General features: G+C 69.5%; 16 protein-coding genes. 3 read left to right on the top strand and 13 right to left on the bottom strand.

Annotated features, from left to right (window positions below; all coding sequences use genetic code 11):
- Nucleotides 1-34 precede the first annotated feature (34 nt).
- From ABIN76_RS03155 to arsB, 8 genes are all read right to left on the bottom strand, one after another.
- Entirely contained in the window at nucleotides 35-712 is a 678-nt protein-coding gene (locus ABIN76_RS03155) for a haloacid dehalogenase type II (RefSeq protein WP_346958259.1), read from the bottom strand.
- Between the two features lie 82 nt (nucleotides 713-794).
- Nucleotides 795-1,337 (bottom strand): DinB family protein, encoded by a 543-nt coding sequence (locus ABIN76_RS03150; protein ID WP_346958258.1) that lies wholly within the window; start codon nucleotides 1,335-1,337, stop codon nucleotides 795-797.
- A gap of 3 nt (nucleotides 1,338-1,340) precedes the next feature.
- Complete coding sequence (locus tag ABIN76_RS03145) at nucleotides 1,341-1,667, bottom strand: hypothetical protein (RefSeq protein ID WP_346958257.1); 327 nt, start codon at nucleotides 1,665-1,667, stop codon at nucleotides 1,341-1,343.
- 63 nt (nucleotides 1,668-1,730) lie between these two features.
- A complete protein-coding gene (locus ABIN76_RS03140; protein WP_346958256.1) occupies nucleotides 1,731-2,975 on the bottom strand; it encodes an MFS transporter in 1,245 nt (414 codons plus the stop codon).
- A gap of 23 nt (nucleotides 2,976-2,998) precedes the next feature.
- On the bottom strand, nucleotides 2,999-4,393 hold the full coding sequence (locus ABIN76_RS03135; RefSeq protein ID WP_346958255.1) for an FAD-dependent oxidoreductase: 1,395 nt from the start codon (nucleotides 4,391-4,393) through the stop codon (nucleotides 2,999-3,001).
- Between the two features lie 91 nt (nucleotides 4,394-4,484).
- Nucleotides 4,485-5,462, bottom strand: coding sequence for a thioredoxin-disulfide reductase (gene trxB, locus ABIN76_RS03130; protein WP_346958254.1), 978 nt, complete (start codon nucleotides 5,460-5,462; stop codon nucleotides 4,485-4,487).
- Nucleotides 5,463-5,481: 19 nt separating this feature from the next.
- Nucleotides 5,482-5,904 (bottom strand): arsenate reductase ArsC, encoded by a 423-nt coding sequence (locus ABIN76_RS03125; RefSeq protein WP_346958253.1) that lies wholly within the window; start codon nucleotides 5,902-5,904, stop codon nucleotides 5,482-5,484.
- Nucleotides 5,901-7,028 (bottom strand): ACR3 family arsenite efflux transporter, encoded by a 1,128-nt coding sequence (gene arsB, locus ABIN76_RS03120; RefSeq protein ID WP_346958252.1) that lies wholly within the window; start codon nucleotides 7,026-7,028, stop codon nucleotides 5,901-5,903. Before arsB ends, ABIN76_RS03125 begins: the two co-directional genes overlap by 4 nt.
- A gap of 120 nt (nucleotides 7,029-7,148) precedes the next feature.
- Between arsB and ABIN76_RS03115 the strand changes: the two genes are divergently transcribed.
- The 3 genes from ABIN76_RS03115 (at nucleotide 7,149) to ABIN76_RS03105 (ending at nucleotide 8,379) form a co-directional block, all read left to right on the top strand.
- A complete protein-coding gene (locus ABIN76_RS03115) occupies nucleotides 7,149-7,499 on the top strand; it encodes a metalloregulator ArsR/SmtB family transcription factor (protein ID WP_346958251.1) in 351 nt (116 codons plus the stop codon).
- A gap of 83 nt (nucleotides 7,500-7,582) precedes the next feature.
- Nucleotides 7,583-8,068 carry an N-acetyltransferase family protein gene (locus ABIN76_RS03110; RefSeq protein ID WP_346958347.1) on the top strand — a complete coding sequence of 162 codons (486 nt, stop codon included), beginning with the start codon at nucleotides 7,583-7,585 and terminating at the stop codon, nucleotides 8,066-8,068.
- Between the two features lie 77 nt (nucleotides 8,069-8,145).
- Nucleotides 8,146-8,379, top strand: a complete 234-nt coding sequence (locus ABIN76_RS03105; protein WP_346958250.1) for a hypothetical protein — start codon at nucleotides 8,146-8,148, stop codon at nucleotides 8,377-8,379.
- Nucleotides 8,380-8,418: 39 nt separating this feature from the next.
- Here the strand turns inward: ABIN76_RS03105 and arsA are convergent, their stop codons facing one another.
- The 5 genes from arsA to ABIN76_RS03080 all read right to left on the bottom strand — a co-directional run bounded on the left by arsA (nucleotide 8,419) and on the right by ABIN76_RS03080 (nucleotide 15,396).
- A complete protein-coding gene (gene arsA, locus ABIN76_RS03100) occupies nucleotides 8,419-10,197 on the bottom strand; it encodes an arsenical pump-driving ATPase (protein WP_346958249.1) in 1,779 nt (592 codons plus the stop codon).
- Between the two features lie 266 nt (nucleotides 10,198-10,463).
- Entirely contained in the window at nucleotides 10,464-12,026 is a 1,563-nt protein-coding gene (locus ABIN76_RS03095; protein WP_346958346.1) for a long-chain fatty acid--CoA ligase, read from the bottom strand.
- Between the two features lie 23 nt (nucleotides 12,027-12,049).
- Nucleotides 12,050-13,246, bottom strand: a complete 1,197-nt coding sequence (locus ABIN76_RS03090) for an acetyl-CoA C-acetyltransferase (RefSeq protein WP_346958345.1) — start codon at nucleotides 13,244-13,246, stop codon at nucleotides 12,050-12,052.
- Between the two features lie 46 nt (nucleotides 13,247-13,292).
- Nucleotides 13,293-14,549, bottom strand: a complete 1,257-nt coding sequence (locus ABIN76_RS03085; RefSeq protein WP_346958248.1) for an acyl-CoA dehydrogenase family protein — start codon at nucleotides 14,547-14,549, stop codon at nucleotides 13,293-13,295.
- 142 nt (nucleotides 14,550-14,691) lie between these two features.
- On the bottom strand, nucleotides 14,692-15,396 hold the full coding sequence (locus tag ABIN76_RS03080) for a TetR family transcriptional regulator (protein WP_346958247.1): 705 nt from the start codon (nucleotides 15,394-15,396) through the stop codon (nucleotides 14,692-14,694).
- Nucleotides 15,397-15,550 lie beyond the last annotated feature (154 nt).

Below are 15,550 nucleotides of genomic sequence, written 5' to 3'. Positions count from 1 at the left end.
AGTGCCCTGATCGGGGACTCGGCCGGGAGCCAGATCAGGCGGCTGCCAGCGCTGCGGGGAGTTGTGTCAGTGCGGTGACCGTGAACTCGGGTGCCTCGAAGTGCCCGGGGTAGCTTCCGCCGGTCCGGTTCAGCCAGGCTGTACGCAGCCCGGCGCGGGCGGCACCGTGGATGTCCCACGGATGGACGGCGACCAGCAGCATGCCGGCCGGCTCTGCCCCGGACGCAGCGGCGGCGTAGTTGTAAGCCGCAGGGGCGGGCTTCCAGGCGGGCGCGTCTTCGACCGAGAGCAGCGACTCGAACTGATCGCGGATCCCGGCCTGGCTGAACAGTTTCGCGGCGATCCCGGCCGAGCCGTTGCTGAGCGTGATGAGCCGGTAGCCGGCGTCCCCGAGGGCCTTGATCCCCTCTGGGACGTCCGGGTGCACTCCGAGTGCGCTGAGCCCTGACATGACGTGGTCCACCGCGGCGCTAATCGGGCAGTTGAGGTCCACGGTGGCCAGCAGGCCCCGGAGCAGCTCTGACCCGATAGCAGCGAACGATGGGTTGTCCCGGCTGGCGGTGAGCGCAAAACCATCGCGCAACAGCGACGCGAACCAGAGCTTGGCCAGCGCGGCCGGCGCTCCGACCTCGCTGAAACGGTCACCCATCGGGGACATATCGGAAAGAGTCTCGTTGACATCAAAAACGATGACTGGCTTCACGGTGGTCATGGATCCTCCTGCTTCCGGACGTTAGTCTCCTGCCCCAGTCTGCCAGCCATCACCCGATGCCGGCTTTCAGGTCCTCAAGCGGTCACTCCGGCGTCGGGAGTTCCAGCTGCGCGGCGTGGAAATCAAAGTGCAGGGTGGGGTAGGCGTAGACGTCGTTGAGCGTCATCACCGGCTTGAAGAACGGATCCCACCTGTCCGGGAACGGCATGGACCTGGCCAGGGAGGCGGGGCTCTCGCGTTCCAGCCGCCGGGTCAGCGCAGTGATGGTCTTGTTCAGTTTCCTGGCCATCCTGCGCCTGTTGTAGACGAGGGCGGCGGCGCGCGAACCCCAGTAGTTCACCGCGTCGAAGGGGCCGGTGACGGCGTTCAATCCGGCGGCAAAGGCGGTTCCGGCGCGTGCGGGGAGGCGGCTGACGGTCCGAACCAGGGGCAGCAGGGCGCGGACGACCATGTAGCCGAACACCATGTGGAACAGCAGCTGCTCATTGGTCCAGCGTGTGCCGTTACTGGCCCGCTCGAGTTCCGCGGGTGTGGCGCTCTCCAGCCAGGTGTCGAGGTCGCGGATGGTGCGGCGGTACCCGGCGGTGATCTCGTCCTTTGTCGGTTGGGCTGGCTGCTGTCCCATGGCTCAGGTCCCTCGCCGTCCGAAGCGTCCGCGCTCGCGGATTGCGGTGCGGAGGGATTCCAGGTCCGGCTGGCTGAACAGCCCGTCCCGGCCCCGGTACACCCGGCAGCTGACCGCCGGGGCCGCGCTGGACGGGAAGAGATCGATCCCGTCCATGATGAACGAGGGCGATCCGTGGAAGGACGCTCCTGCCGCTTCGGCCTGCGTGGTGATGTCTGTGACTGTGAGCAGCGCCGGATCGAGGCCCTCCTGTTCCAGGGCCCTGGCGAAGAGTTCCCGGGCGGAGGCGCCGTGGGGGCAACCGGGGATGGTCAGCAGGCGAATGTCCATGCCCTCATTATCGCGGCTGGCGGCGCGGGTTTGTGGCTGAAGGCGCCGGTGACCGGTCGGCGCTCAGCCGACCGGATCTGGCCGCGCGGCCCGCAGGCCCGCGACGGCGGCGAGTACGGCCGCGGTTCCGGCTGCGGCGGTCATGGCGTACGTCATGGCCGTATAGGTTCCCAGCCAGGCCGCCAGCACGGGGCCTGCAGCCGGGGCTACGGCGGTGACCGCTGTCAGCGGGGCCGAGAAGATTCCCTGCAGTGTGCCCAGGTTTCGGGTGCCCCAGCGGTCGGCCACAATCGTGGCCTGCAGCAGGGTCTGGCACCCGCGGACCGCGCCGGCGAGCATCCCGGCCGTGACCAGCACCGGCACCGGACCCGGCACGGCCGCCAGGGTCAGCAGGGCAGCCGCCGCCGTTCCGGTAATGACCGGCAGCCGGGCAGCGGAGGGGATGACGGCGAACAACAGCCGGCCGCCGACCTGGCCGGCGCCCACGAGGCCAAGCCCCAGCGCGGCCGTGGTGTAGTCGGCGCCTTTCTCGAGCAGCAGCGGGATGATGTTCAGCGTCACGGTGTACAGGCCCAAGCCAAGGAGGACCATGAGCGCCTGGAGGCCAAGGAACTCCGGGCTTCGCCGCACGGCCCGCGCGAGCGCATGGTGCTCCCGGGCGTTGGTGCCGCCGGATTTGCCCCCGGCATTGGTGCCGCCGGCAGACGGGGACCAGCTCCGGTTCAGGAAGCGGGCATGCAGCGGAACGGTGATGAGGGCCATGATCCCGGCGAGGATGACAAAGGCGGTCCGCCAGCCGAATTGGGCAGCCAGGGCGGCGGTGGCGGGGGCGAAGATGGTGGACGCGAATCCGCCGGCGAGGGTCAGGATGGTGAGGGGCCGCAGCCGGGCCGGTCCGTACCAGCGGCTGATCACCGTGAAAGCCGGCTGGTACAGCACTGCGGCCTGCGCACCGCCGGCCAGCAGCCAGGCCGCGAAAAACAGGGGCAGGCTGGGTGCCGCCGCCACCAGGACCAGGGCCAGCACTCCGAGGAGGGATCCGCCGATCATCAGTGTGCGCGGCCCGGTCCGGTCGAGGATCCTGCCGACGAAGATGCCGGCCACCGCGGAGATCAGCAGCCCGGCGGAGAAGGCTCCCGTCACCAGGGCCGGCTCCCAGCCGGTGTCCTCGCTGATGGGCCGGACCGCCGCGATCAGCGCGTAATAAAGCACGCCCCACCCGGTCGTCTGGGTGATGCACAGCGCGGCCAGGCCGCCGCGCGGTGCACCCTCCGCGGCGAGGATCCGGGTGGGAGCGTGCGTAGGCACAGGGAAGGTCCCGGTCCGGGTGGTCAGTTCCCGCCGGAGCGGCCGTGGGCCAGCCCGGTGGGGAATCCCACCAGCACGGGTTCTGGCGCTCCGCAGCAGCCGCCGGAGGTTTCCGCCACGAACCCCGCGGCGGCCACGTCGGCCACGGCGGGAACGTCGCAGCTGGTGCCGATGTCCGAGGAGCAGACGCCGGTTTCCGGCAGCTCCAGCTGGACGGTGTCGGCGGCCTCACGGTCTCCGGCCAGGGCGGCCGTGACGGAGCGGACCTGTTCGTAGCCGGTGGCGAGCAGGAAGGTGGGGGCCCGGCCGTAGGACTTCATGCCCACAATGTAGAAATCCTGCTCCGGGTGGGCCAGCATCCGGGCACCGTGCGGCTCCACGGTGCCGCAGGAGTGGAACTCGGGGTCGATCAGCGGCCCGAGTTCCCGCGGCGCCTCGACACCCGGGTCGAGTTCCAGCCGGAGTTCCCGCAGCATGTCCAGGTTCGGGCGGAACCCGGTGGCCGGAACCACGACGTCGGCGCCGAGGGTGCGGCCGTCGGTGGCGGTCAGCGTGACGGCGCCGCCCTCCGCGGCGAGGCCGGCGATCCCGAAGCCGGTGTGCAGTTCCACGGTGCCGTCCTCAACGAGCGAGCGGAGCCGGCTGCCGAGCTGACCGCGGGCGGCGAGGCCGTCGGCGTCGCCGCCGCCGTAGACCTTGGCGGCCGAAGCGCCGCGGATCGCCCAGATGATCTTCGTTCCGGGCACCCGGGCCGCGAGTTCGGCGAGGTTGATCAGGGTGTTGGCGGCTGAGTGGCCCGCACCGACCACGACGGCGGTACGGCCGGCAAACGCTGCACGGTCGCGTCCCAGCACGTCCGGCAGCGGAGAAGAAACGTGGGCAGCGGCGGCCGTTTCGCCGACAGCGGGCAGGCCCGAGGTTCCGAGCGGGTTGCGGGTGGACCAGGTGCCGGAGGCATCAATGACGGCCGCGGCCTGGTAGTCGCGGACTTCGCCGTCGGCGTGTTCGACCCGGACCACGAAGGGGGTGGTGCCGCGGTTCCGTGAGTGGGTTTTGTCCATCCCGAGGCGGGTCACCGCGATGACGCGGGCGCCGGTGTGCAGGCGGGACGCGATCGCGGGCAGCGACGCCAGGGGGGTGAGGTACTGGTCGATGAGCTCGCCTCCGGTGGGCAGCGCGGTCGGCGCGGGTGGTTCCCAGCCGGTCGCGGCGAGCAGGCGGACGGCGGCGGCGTCGGTGTTGTACTGCCACGGGGAGAACAGCCGGATGTGGCGCCACTGTCCGATCGCCGCGGCCGGGGCCGGGCCTGCCTCGAGGATCAGCGGTTCCAGGCCGCGTTCAAGCAGGTGTGCAGCCGCGGCGAGGCCGATGGGTCCGGCTCCGATGACAACAACGGGAAGGGTGTTGGGTACAGCCATGGTGTCCTCTGTTTCATCCGGTGGGGTGGCGGGTCATTTGCTGCCCCGTCCGGCCGGTCCTCGTGGGACCGGCCGGGCGGGGAGGCGTCGGTCAGGCGTGGGTGGGGTCCTCGACCAGGGCGGTGGCGATGCTGTCCGCGTCGTCGAGGGCGGCGAGGTAGCGTTCGGCGTCGAGGGCGGCGGCGCAACCGGTGCCGGCGGCGGTGATGGCCTGCCGGTAGCGGTGGTCCACGGCGTCCCCGCAGGCGAAGACGCCGCTGAGGTTGGTGACGGTGGTGGGGGAGTCGACCTTGATGTACCCCTCGGCGTCAAGCTCCACCTGGCCGGTCAGCAGTTCGGTGCGCGGCACGTGGCCGATCGCGACGAAGATGCCGGTGGCGGCGTGTTCGCGGGTTTCCCCGGTGATGGTGTCCGTCAGGGTGACGCCGGTGACCTTGGATTCGCCGTGGATCTTGGTGACGGCCGAGTTCCAGGCGAAGCGGATCTTGGGGTTGTCCTTGGCGCGCTGGGCCATGATTCGGGAGGCCCGCAGTTCGTTTTTGCGCACGACGACGGTCACGGTCTTGCCGAAGCGGGTCAGGAAGGTCGCTTCCTCCATGGCGGAGTCACCGCCGCCGACCACGATGATGTCCTGGTCGCGGAAGAAGAAGCCGTCGCAGGTGGCGCACCAGGAGACGCCGTGGCCGCTGAACTTCTTCTCCTCCGGCAGGCCGAGTTCCTTGTAGGCGGACCCGGTGGCGAGGATCACGGCGGGCGCCTCGTGGGTCTCGCCGGCTCCGGTGACGACCCGCTTGAGGTGGCCGGTGAGCTGGACTTCGGTGACGTCGTCGAACACCACCTGGGCGCCGAACTTCTCGGCCTGCTGCTGGAGACCGTCCATCAGCTCCGGGCCCTGGACGCCGGCGGGGAAGCCGGGGAAGTTCTCCACCTCGGTGGTGTTCATCAGGGCGCCTCCGGCGGTGACGGCGCCGGCGATGACGAGCGGTTCCAGCCCGGCCCGGGCGGCGTAGATCGCGGCGGTGTAGCCGGCGGGGCCGGATCCGATGATGATCAGTTGTTGGGTGCTCATGAGAGGCTCCTGGTCCTGGTTACTTGGCGGCGGGGGCGAGGGAGGCGATGAGGTCCTCGATGCGGGACTTGATCTCGTCGCGGATGGGACGGACGGCGTCGACGCCTTGGCCGGCCGGGTCTTCAAGTTCCCAGTCCTCGTAGCGCTTCCCGGGGAAGATCGGGCAGGTGTCGCCGCAGCCCATGGTGATCACGACGTCGGACTCCTTGACGGCTTCAGTGGTCAGGACCTTGGGGATTTCGGCGGACATGTCGATGCCCAGCTCGGCCATGGCCTCGACGGCGGCCGGGTTGACTTTCTCGGCGGGCTGGGAGCCGGCGGAGCGCACCTCGATCTCACCCTTGCCCAGGGTGGTCAGGAAGGCGGCGGCCATCTGGGACCGGCCGGCGTTGTGGACGCAGACGAACAAAACGGAGGGCTTCTTGGCGGTCTCGGTGCTCATGGTGTTCTCCTGAAGTTTCTGGGGGTTAGGCGGAAAAGGGGGCTGGCGGCGAAGTAGCGTTTGCGGGTCCAGAGGGCCACGTAAACCAGTCCAACAAGGACCGGGACTTCGATCAAGGGGCCGACGACGCCGGCCAGGGCCTGCCCGGAGGTGACGCCGAAGGTGCCGATCGCCACGGCGATGGCGAGTTCGAAGTTGTTGCCTGCGGCGGTGAACGCCAGGGTGGTGGTCTTGGCGTAGCCGAGGTCCAGCCACTTGCCGATCAGCATGGCGGCGCCGAAGACGACCAGGAAGTAGACCAGCAGCGGCAGCGCGATCCGGGCCACGTCCAGCGGCCGGGAGGTGATGGTGCCGCCCTGCAGGGCGAAGAGCAGCGTGATGGTGAAGAGCAGGCCGTAGAGGCCCCACGGGCCGAGCCGGGGGAGGAACCTCGCTTCGTACCAGTCGCGTCCCTTGGCTTTTTCGCCGAGCGTGCGGGTGAGGAAACCGGCCAGCAGCGGGATTCCCAGGAACACCAGCACGGACGCGGTGATGGACCAGAAGGAGAAGTCCGCGCTGGTAGTCGGCAGGCCCAGCCAGGACGGCAGCAGCTGCAGGTAGAACCAGCCGAGGGCACCGAACGCGACGACCTGGAAGACGGAATTGATGGCGACCAGCACGGCGGCGGCTTCCCGGTCGCCGCAGGCGAGGTCGTTCCAGATCATCACCATGGCGATGCACCGGGCCAGCCCCACGATGATCAGGCCGGTGCGGTACTCCGGCAGGTCGGGGATGAAGATCCAGGCCAGGGCGAACATAAACGCCGGCGCCAGCACCCAGTTCAGCACTAGGGAGGTGACCATCAGCCTGCGGTCGCCGATCACCCGGTGCGTCTGGTCGTAGCGGACCTTGGCTAGCACCGGGTACATCATGACCAGCAGGCCGACGGCGATCGGCAGCGAAACTTCTCCGACCTTGACGGCCTCCAGTGCGGTGTCCAGGCCCGGGATGAAACTGCCCAGCAGCAGGCCGGCCGCCATGGCGGCGACGATCCAGACCGGCAGGAAGCGGTCCAGGGTGGACAGCTTGCCGGCGACGGCAGCGTCGCTTTCAAGGCCGGGGGACGGGTCAGTCTGGATACTCACGGGACTCCTGTGCTGCGTTGGCGCTGCTCTGGTGAAGCTGCTCGGAAAATATTGATGCTTGTCGATATGAGATGGTTCCAACTATATCGATGATTGTCAATCCATGTGCATAATGGAGGCATGAACTCTTTGGAAACCCTCGAACCGGTTCTCGACGCGTCCTGCTGCGCGCCGGCCGGCCAGGCGGTCCTCAGCGCCGAGGATGCCCAGCGCAAGGCGCTCGTGTTCAAGGCCCTGTCCGACCCGAACAGGCTGCGGCTGCTCTCGATCGTGAAGGGCGCCGGGGACGGGGAAGCCTGTGTCTGCGATTTGACCGAGCCGCTGGACCTGGGCCAGCCCACCGTGTCGCACCACCTCAAAATCCTGGTTGACGCAGGCCTGCTGCACCGCGAAAAGCGCGGCACCTGGGCGTACTACTCGCTGGTGCCCGGCGCGATCGAGCAGACGGCCGGGCTCCTGGCGTCGCTGTGAGCGGGGGAACCGCGGCCGAATCTGCGGCCGGCGTCGCGGCTGAATCCGCGGCCGGCGCCACCGCCGAATACACCGTCCGGCCGATGCAGGAATCCGACTGGCCCGAGGTCCGGCGGATCTACCAGGAGGGGATCGCCACCGGGCAGGCCACGTTTGAGGTCGAGGCGCCGGACTGGCAACGTTTCGACGCTACGCGGCTGGCGTCGCACCGCCTCGTGGCGGAGGGGCACGACGCCGGGATCCTCGGCTGGGCGGCTGTCTCCGCCGTCTCCGCCCGCCCGGTCTACGCCGGCGTCGTTGAACACTCCATTTATGTTTCCGCGGCGGCGCGCGGCCGGCGGATCGGGGCTATCCTACTCCGGTCCCTGATTGCCGCGACCGAAGAGGCCGGCATCTGGACCATCCAGGCGAGTGTCTTTCCGGAGAACGGGCCGAGTCTGAGACTCCACCTCGCCCACGGCTTCAGGGTGGTGGGACACCGGGAAAAAATCGCCCGGATGGCGCACGGGCCAGCGGCCGGACAATGGCGGGACACCGTCCTGATCGAACGGCGTACACAGGTCGTTTAGGTCTTGTGCCCTCCGTGCGCCGGCAGCAAGGCTAGGCCCTGGGAGCTACTATTGCCGCCGTACGCAAGGAGGACACCATGAATGCCGAAACCCCTGCACCTGAGGACCGGCTGCGGGCGATGCTGGAGAACGTCAGGACCGCAACCGCGAACACGCGCCAGATGATGGACTCACCGGGGGACGAGAACTGGGTGCAGGACGGGGAGTCCGACGCCGAATACCTGCGGGGGATCCAGCGCGACACGATCGCCAGGCTGGATGCCACCGCCCGGGACCTCGAGGCGCTGCTGGCCCAGCGCCCGGGCGGGTAACCACACACCGCCCGGGCAGCACCTTTCCGTGGGCCCGCGTCAGGCCGGCTGGGAGCTGAGGGCCGTCAGTGCCGTGAGCTTGTCTTCGCCGATGGGCTCTTCGGGCAGCAGCGGAATGAGGGCAACCCGGTCCGCCAGGGCATGCACCTTCGTGATGTGCTCCAGTTCTCCCGCGGCGCGGGCCCGCAGGAACGGCGTCCGGGGGTGCGCGGCGGCGATCGAGTTGTTGATCACCCAGGCCCACGGGTGGATCCCGGCCCTCTCCAGGTCGGCCTGCAGTTCTTCCGCTTCGAGCACCGGGGTCGGCTCAGCCAGCGTGACCAGGACAACCTTGGTCTGCGCCGGATCCTGGAGTCGCATCAGCGGCGTCACGAAACCCATGGTGTCGCCCACCTGGCGGGCGATTTCGCGGTGGTAGGAACCGGTGGCATCCAGGAGCAGCAGCGTGTGGCCGGTGGGTGCCGTGTCAATCACCACGAAGTGCCGGCGGGACTCCTGCACCACCCGGGAGAACTGCCGGAACACGGCCACCTCGTCGGTGCACGGGGACAGCAGGTCCTCGGCCAGCGCCGCGCGTCCTTCCTCGTCCAGACTCCGGCCCTTGGTCGCCATTACGTGGCTGCGGTATTCCTGGATGGCGGCCTCCGGATCGATCCGGGAAACGGTCAGGCCGTCCACGGAACCGTGGAGCGTCTCGGTGAGGTGCGCCGCGGGATCAGTCGTGGTGAGGTGCACCGCGTGGCCGCGCTTGGCCAGGGCGACGGCGATCGCGGCGGCGACAGTCGTTTTCCCGACCCCGCCCTTGCCCATGCACAGCACGAGCCCGTGGCCGCCGGATTCCATCTCGTTCACCAGCGCGCCCAGCGGAGCGTCCTGGATCCCGGCGTCGTCGGCTGCGGGGACCAGCCCCGCGTCCGCCGCGCCGCCGGCGTCGGACGTGCGCGCGAACAGGGTCTCCAGCGCCGGGATGCCGACCATGTTGCCCGGCTTTAGCTCCAGGACATCGCGGGGCAGCCCGGCGACCGCCGCCGGAATGGCGGCGACGGCGGCGGCCTCCCGGGCGCGCAGCGCACGCGCGAGCTCCTCGCCGCCGGCAGCTTCCGGCAGGACGCCGTTGACCACGACGTAAGCGCCGCCGATGCCGAGCTGGTTGAGTTCGAAATAGGTCCGCTCGATCTCGGCCAGCGCCGAGGTCTGCGCGCGGCTGACCAGGACGAGCCGGGTCCTCGCCGGATCGGTGAGGGCCTCGACTGCCTTGGCATACACCTGCTTATGCTTCTCGAGCCCCGACAGCGGGCCCAGGCAGGACGGGTCACCCTTGCCGGCCGCCAGGAAGTCGGTCCAGGAGCCAGGCAGCTGTAACAGGCGCAGCGTGTGGCCGGTCGGGGCGGTGTCGAAGACGATGTGGTCATACTCCCCGTAGGAGCCTTCGTCGGCGAGCAGTTTGGTGAACTCGTCGAAGGAGGCGATCTCCGTGGTGCAGGAACCGGAGAGGCTTTCGGCGATGCCGGCCAGTTCAGCCGCCGGCAGGACTCCCCGGACGGGTGCGAGGATCCGCTCGCGGTAGGCCTCGACGGCCTGCTCCGGGTCGATTTCGAGGGCGAAAAGGTCCGGCACCTCCGGGATGGCCGTCAGGGTGTTCCCGATACTGACGCCGAAGACCTGGCCCACATTGGAGGCGGGGTCGGTGCTGACCAGCAGGATCTTCCTGCCCGCCCTCGCCAGGGACAGCGCGGTTGCGCACGCTATGGACGTCTTCCCCACGCCGCCCTTGCCGGTGAAGAACAGGAACCGGGGCGGGTTCTGGAGAAACTTCACGCCGGAACCCGGCAGCAGTACGTGGAGCCGCGGCGGCCTCGCGACTGGAAGACCCGGACAGCAGGCATTGGCGTTCTCCCTTGGCTCGTTGATGCCGACGCCGGCCCGGGACGGGGACTTGCCCCGCGTGGGTGCGGCACTCACCGCCAGTTTATCGATGCGGGTCAATGCCGGGCGGGCCGGGGTGTGGACCGCCGTCGCCGGATGGCCCCGGCCCCGCCCCGGCCTGCGCGGGCCCGGCGCTGCCGGGCCCGCGCAGCCGGGCCCTACTGAACTCCGGCGGACTCGGTGGCCAGGTTTCGTTTGAGGATTTTCCCGCTGGGCCCGAGCGGGAGCTCCGTGAGCAGCCTGACCACGCGCGGGTACTTGTACGCGGCAAGCTGGGCGCTCGCGAACTCGATCAGCTCGGCCTCGGTGGCGGTGGATCCCGCGTCGAGCACGATCGCGGCCGCGATCTCCTGGCCGTGGACATCGTGCGGGATGCCGTAGACGGCGGCGCTGACTACCTGCGGGTGGGTCAGCAGGATTTCCTCGACCTCGCGAGGATAGACGTTGTAGCCGTTGCGGATGATCATGTCCTTCTTGCGGTCCACGATCCGCAGGTACCCGTCCTCGTCCTTGGTGCCAAGGTCCCCGGTGCGGAACCAGCCGTCGACGATCGCTTCTGCCGTCGCCTCCGGCCGGTTGAGGTAGCCCTTCATCAGCAGGTGTCCGCGGATGACCAGCTCGCCGAGTTCCCCGGCCGGCAGCAGTTCGATGCTTTCAACCGTCTCGGCGCGGGCGATTTCGATGTCGACGCCCCAGATCGGGACGCCGATGGTGCCGGGCCGTGGCGGCGTGCCGACGTGGTTGAACGCGGCGACGGGGGACGTCTCGGTGAGGCCGTAGCCTTCGTGGATGTCGATCCCGAACACGTCGCGGAACTTGTCCATCACAGCCAAGGGGAGGGACGCCCCGCCGGAAATTCCGTAGCGGAGCGCCGTCGGCAGTGCGGCGCCGGTCTTGGCCGCTTCCAGCAATGCCACATACATGGTCGGCACCCCGACGAAGATGTTGACGTTGTGCCGGGTCATCAGCTCAAGCGCTCCCTCGCCGCTGAACCGGGGCATCATCACGATCGTTGCGCCGGCACGGAGTCCGGCGTTGAGGACGACGGTCTGGCCGAAGGTGTGGAAGAGCGGCAGGCCGCCGAAGAGGACGTCGCCCTGTTTGAAGTCCATAACGCTCGTCAGCAGCACGGACGTCTGCTCCACCAGCGCGAAATGTGTGCCGAGGGCGCCCTTGGGCTTACCGGTGGTGCCGGAGGTGTACAGGATCGTGGCGGTGTCCGACGGCCGGCAGGGCACGTAGCTGCGGATGGGTTCCGCCGCGGCCGCCTCGGCTTCGAGCCGCGGCAGCCCGTCGTCGGGCGCCATCACCGTGAGGACTTCGACGCCGGTGGCGGCGGCGCCGGCGGCTCCCTCCTTCAGCAGTGCGGCGGCGCAGATCAGCATCCTGGCGCCGCTGTCCTGGAGGACGTATTCGATTTCGCGCGCCTTGAGCAGGGCGTGCACCGGAACCACGATGGCTCCCAGTGACAGGATGGCGTAATAGACCCGCGCGAAGTCCGGGACGTTGGGAATCAGGACCGCGACCGCGTCTCCGGGCCCGATGCCGCGTGCCCGGAGCGCCCCGGCGTAGGCGAGGGTGCTGCGCCAGAGTTCGCCGTAGCTGGTTTCGTCCGCACCGACGATCAGCGCGATGCTGTCCGGACTCCTGCGGGCGGATTCGGCCAGGATGGCCGCGACGGAAATGGTGCCGAAACCTTCTTCGGGATTGGTGGTGTTCATGGCCTGCTTCTTCGTTGGGATGGTCATGCTTTGAGGATCAGCGCGTCGCCCTGGCCGCCGCCGCCGCAGAGGGCGACGACGCCGGTGCCGCCGCCGCGGCGTCTGAGGGCAAGCGCCTGGTGCAGGACCAGGCGTGCGCCCGAGGCGCCCACCGGGTGGCCGAGGGCGATCGCGCCGCCGTCGGCGTTGACGTCTTCGGGGTCGATGCCCAGGTCTTTGGCGGACTGGATGAGCACGGAGGCAAAGGCTTCGTTGATCTCGACCAGGTCGAGGTCCTGCACGGAGAGGCCCTCGCGCTTGAGGGCGAGTTCAACGGCGCGCGAGGGTTGGGAATGCAGGGATCCGTCCGGCCCCGCGGTCTGGCCGTGGGCGCCGATTTCGGCGATCCACTCCAGCCCGGCAGCCTCCGCAGCCGCCTTGCTGGCGATCACCAGGGCCGCCGCGCCGTCGGAGAGCGGGGAGGAAGACCCGGCGGTAATGGTGGCCGCTGCATCCTTGGAGAAGGCCGGGCGCAGCTGGGCCAGGGATTCGGCGGTGGTCTCCGGGCGGATCCCCTCGTCATCGGTGAGCGTCAGGGCGGCCCCCTTGCGCTGGGGGACCTCGATCGGGGCGATTTCCTCGGCGTAGATGCCGGCGGCGCGTGCCGCTTCGGCGCGCTGGTGGGACCGGGCCGCGACGGCGTCCTGCTCGGCCCGGGTGATGCCGCGCCCGGCGTTGCCCGCGTCCGTGGCCTCGCCCATCAACTGGCCGCTGACCGGATCCTGCAGCCCGTCGTGGTTCAGGGAGTCGAGCATGGGTGCGTCACCGATGACAACGCCTGCGCGGAGCCCGGGCACCAGGTGCGGGGCGTTGGTCATGGATTCCTGGCCGGCCGCGACGATGAAGTCGGCTTCGCCGGCGCGGATCATCCGGGCCGCGTCGATCACGGCCGTGAGCCCGGACAGGCAGAGCTTGTTGATCGTGACGGTGGGCACGTCCCAACCGATCCCGGCAGCCAGGCTGGCCTGGCGCGCGGGGCCCTGGCCGGCGCCGGCCTGGATGACCTGGCCGACGATGACAGCTTCGATCTGTTCGGGGCCGACGCCGGACCGTTCCAGGGCGGCCCTGATGGCGTGGGCGCCCAGCTCGCTGGAGGAGAAGGGTGTCAGGCCGCCGCGGAAGCGGCCGAAGGGGGTCCGGGCGCCGCCCAGGATGACGGGGATGTTGGCGTTCTGGTTCACGTTCTGGTTCACGGGAGTCCTTTCGGGTGGACAGGTTTGGCGCAGGTCAGGCGAAGGCGGAGGTGCCGGTGATCCCGCGCCCGATGATGAGGGCCTGCATCGTTTCGGTGCCCTCGTAGGTGTGGATGGCCTCGATGTCGGCAAGGTGCCGGGCGACGCGGTTTGCCAGCAGGATGCCGTTGCCGCCGAGGAGGTCCCGGGCGTTGGAGGCAATTTCGCGGGCGGTGCGGGTGCAGGTGTACTTGGCGAGCGAGGCTTGCTCCGGGGTGAGCGAGCCTTGCTCATCGAGACGGGTCATCTGGACGACCATCAGCTGCATGGTTGCCAGTTCGCTGAGCATCCGCGCCAGTCTCTCCTGCACAATCTGGGAGGCGGCCAGCGGCCGGCCGAACTGCTGGCGCTGCTTGGCGTACTGGACCGCGGTCTCATAGCAGGCGGTGGCGTGGCCGACGGCGGACCAGGCGACTCCCAGCCTGGTGGCCAGCAGCACCCGGGCGGTGTCCTTGAAGGACCGGGCCCCCGGCAGCACGTTGTGCTGCGGGACAAAGACGTTCTCCAGCCGGATGTGGGCCTGCCAGATGGCGCGCAGGGCCAGTTTGCCCTCAATTTTCGTCGCGGCGTAGCCGGGGGAGTCCTGCGGTACCAGGTAACCGTGCACCTGGCCGTCCTCGCCCCGGGCCCACACCACGCTGACGCCGCCGACCGAGCCGTTGCCGATCCACTTCTTCTCGCCGTTGAGCAGGAAGCCGCCGTCCGTGCCGGTGGCCGTGGATTCGAGGGCCACCGAGTCCGAGCCGTGCGTGGGCTCCGTCAACGCGAACGCGGCGAACTCCTTGCCGGCGGCGACCGCGGGGAGCCACTGCTCCTGCTGTGCGGCAGACCCGCACTCCGCGATGGAACGCAGGGCCAGTCCGCCCTGGACCGCGATCATGGTTGCCACGGACCCGTCGCCGCGGCTGATTTCCATGTTCACCAGGCCGGCTGCCATCCTGCTCATCGGGGCGAAGCCGTCCACCGGAACGCCGTCCCGCAGCAGGTCCAGCTCACCGAGGCGCCGCAGCAGGTGCACGGGGTAGTCGGCGCGTTCCCAGTAGCCGTCGATCACGGGAAGGACCTCGTCCTGGACGAAGCGCCGGGCGCGGTCCCAGTAGCTGCGGTCCTCGTCACTGATGCCGGCGAATACGGAGGCCGGGTCGGTGCCCAGGGCCTCGGTCAGGACATAGGCGGGTTCCATTGTTCCGGCCGGAAAATGGGCGGCGGCGCCGGGGGCGCTAAGCCCGGTACCGGGCGACGTCGTCGTCATGTGTTGGTCCTCTGTCTTGGCGGCGGGTTCTCCGCCCGCATGCTGTGGCTTAGGCCACATCGACTAAGGATGCAGTGAAACTTAGTCCCACGTCAAGAAACTGGGTGTCAGAGGCGCCGGTGTCCGGTGTGCGCGGCCCCGGTCAGGGCAGCGCGTCGCGGACGGCCTGGACCACGGCCTCCCGGTCCGCCCCCGCCGTCAGGACGGTCACCACCACGGCGGGGGCCGTCGGCACAGCGGCAGTCCCGAGTAGCGCCGGCCGGAAGATATCGGAGAGGGCGCGCAGTTCGTCGGCGAGCGCCGTGGATCTGCCCCGGTCCCCGGTTTCCTCAGAGCTGCCGGCTGGTGTGCGGAGCCAGCGGCGGAGGAAGGCATTGTGGACGGCGACCACCGCCGCGGCGAAGGACACGGCCTGGTATTCGCGGTGTTCGACGTCGGGCAGCGTTTCCAGCAGGTGCTGCAGGAAGGCCCTCTCGTACCGGTGGGAGGTAACCAGTTCGCGGTCGCGGAGCGCCGGCACGGCCTGCATCAGCTCGTAGCGCGCGCGGGACGTCTCCGGGTTCCGCAGGTGGTGGCTGAACACCAGCAGCGCAGCGTCCACGATCGCGGCCAGCGGTTCCTGCATCGTTTCCGCCAGGCTGTCGGTCACCTGCCGCAGGATCCGCTCGTGGTCGGCGAAAACCACGTCCTCCTTGGAGCCGAACTTCCGAAAGAAGGTGCTGCGGCTCATGCCGGCCGCGTCCGCTAGGTCGTCCACGGACGTTGCGTCAAAGCCGTGCCGCGCCAAGAGGCCGATCGCGGCCGCGGCGGGCGCGTCGGCATGGTGGCTGGGCGGTTGCGAGGTCATGGGCCGAAATCTAGCACAGCCGCCGGTGCCGGATCCGGGCCGGGAGCCGCATCCCCGCGCGCTCCTGCCCGGTTCTTAGCCCCGACGCGCGGAACAGCCCGGCGTGTCACCGGCCCGGCGTCGTAGTTTCCGCCTAAAACCGGGCGGGAGCGCG

Origin of the sequence: uncultured Arthrobacter sp., from assembly GCF_964021775.1 — a bacterium.
Classification (GTDB): domain Bacteria; phylum Actinomycetota; class Actinomycetes; order Actinomycetales; family Micrococcaceae; genus Arthrobacter.
The sequence above is the reverse complement of the archived record's forward strand: the minus strand, read 5'-3'. Positions and strand labels throughout refer to the sequence as shown.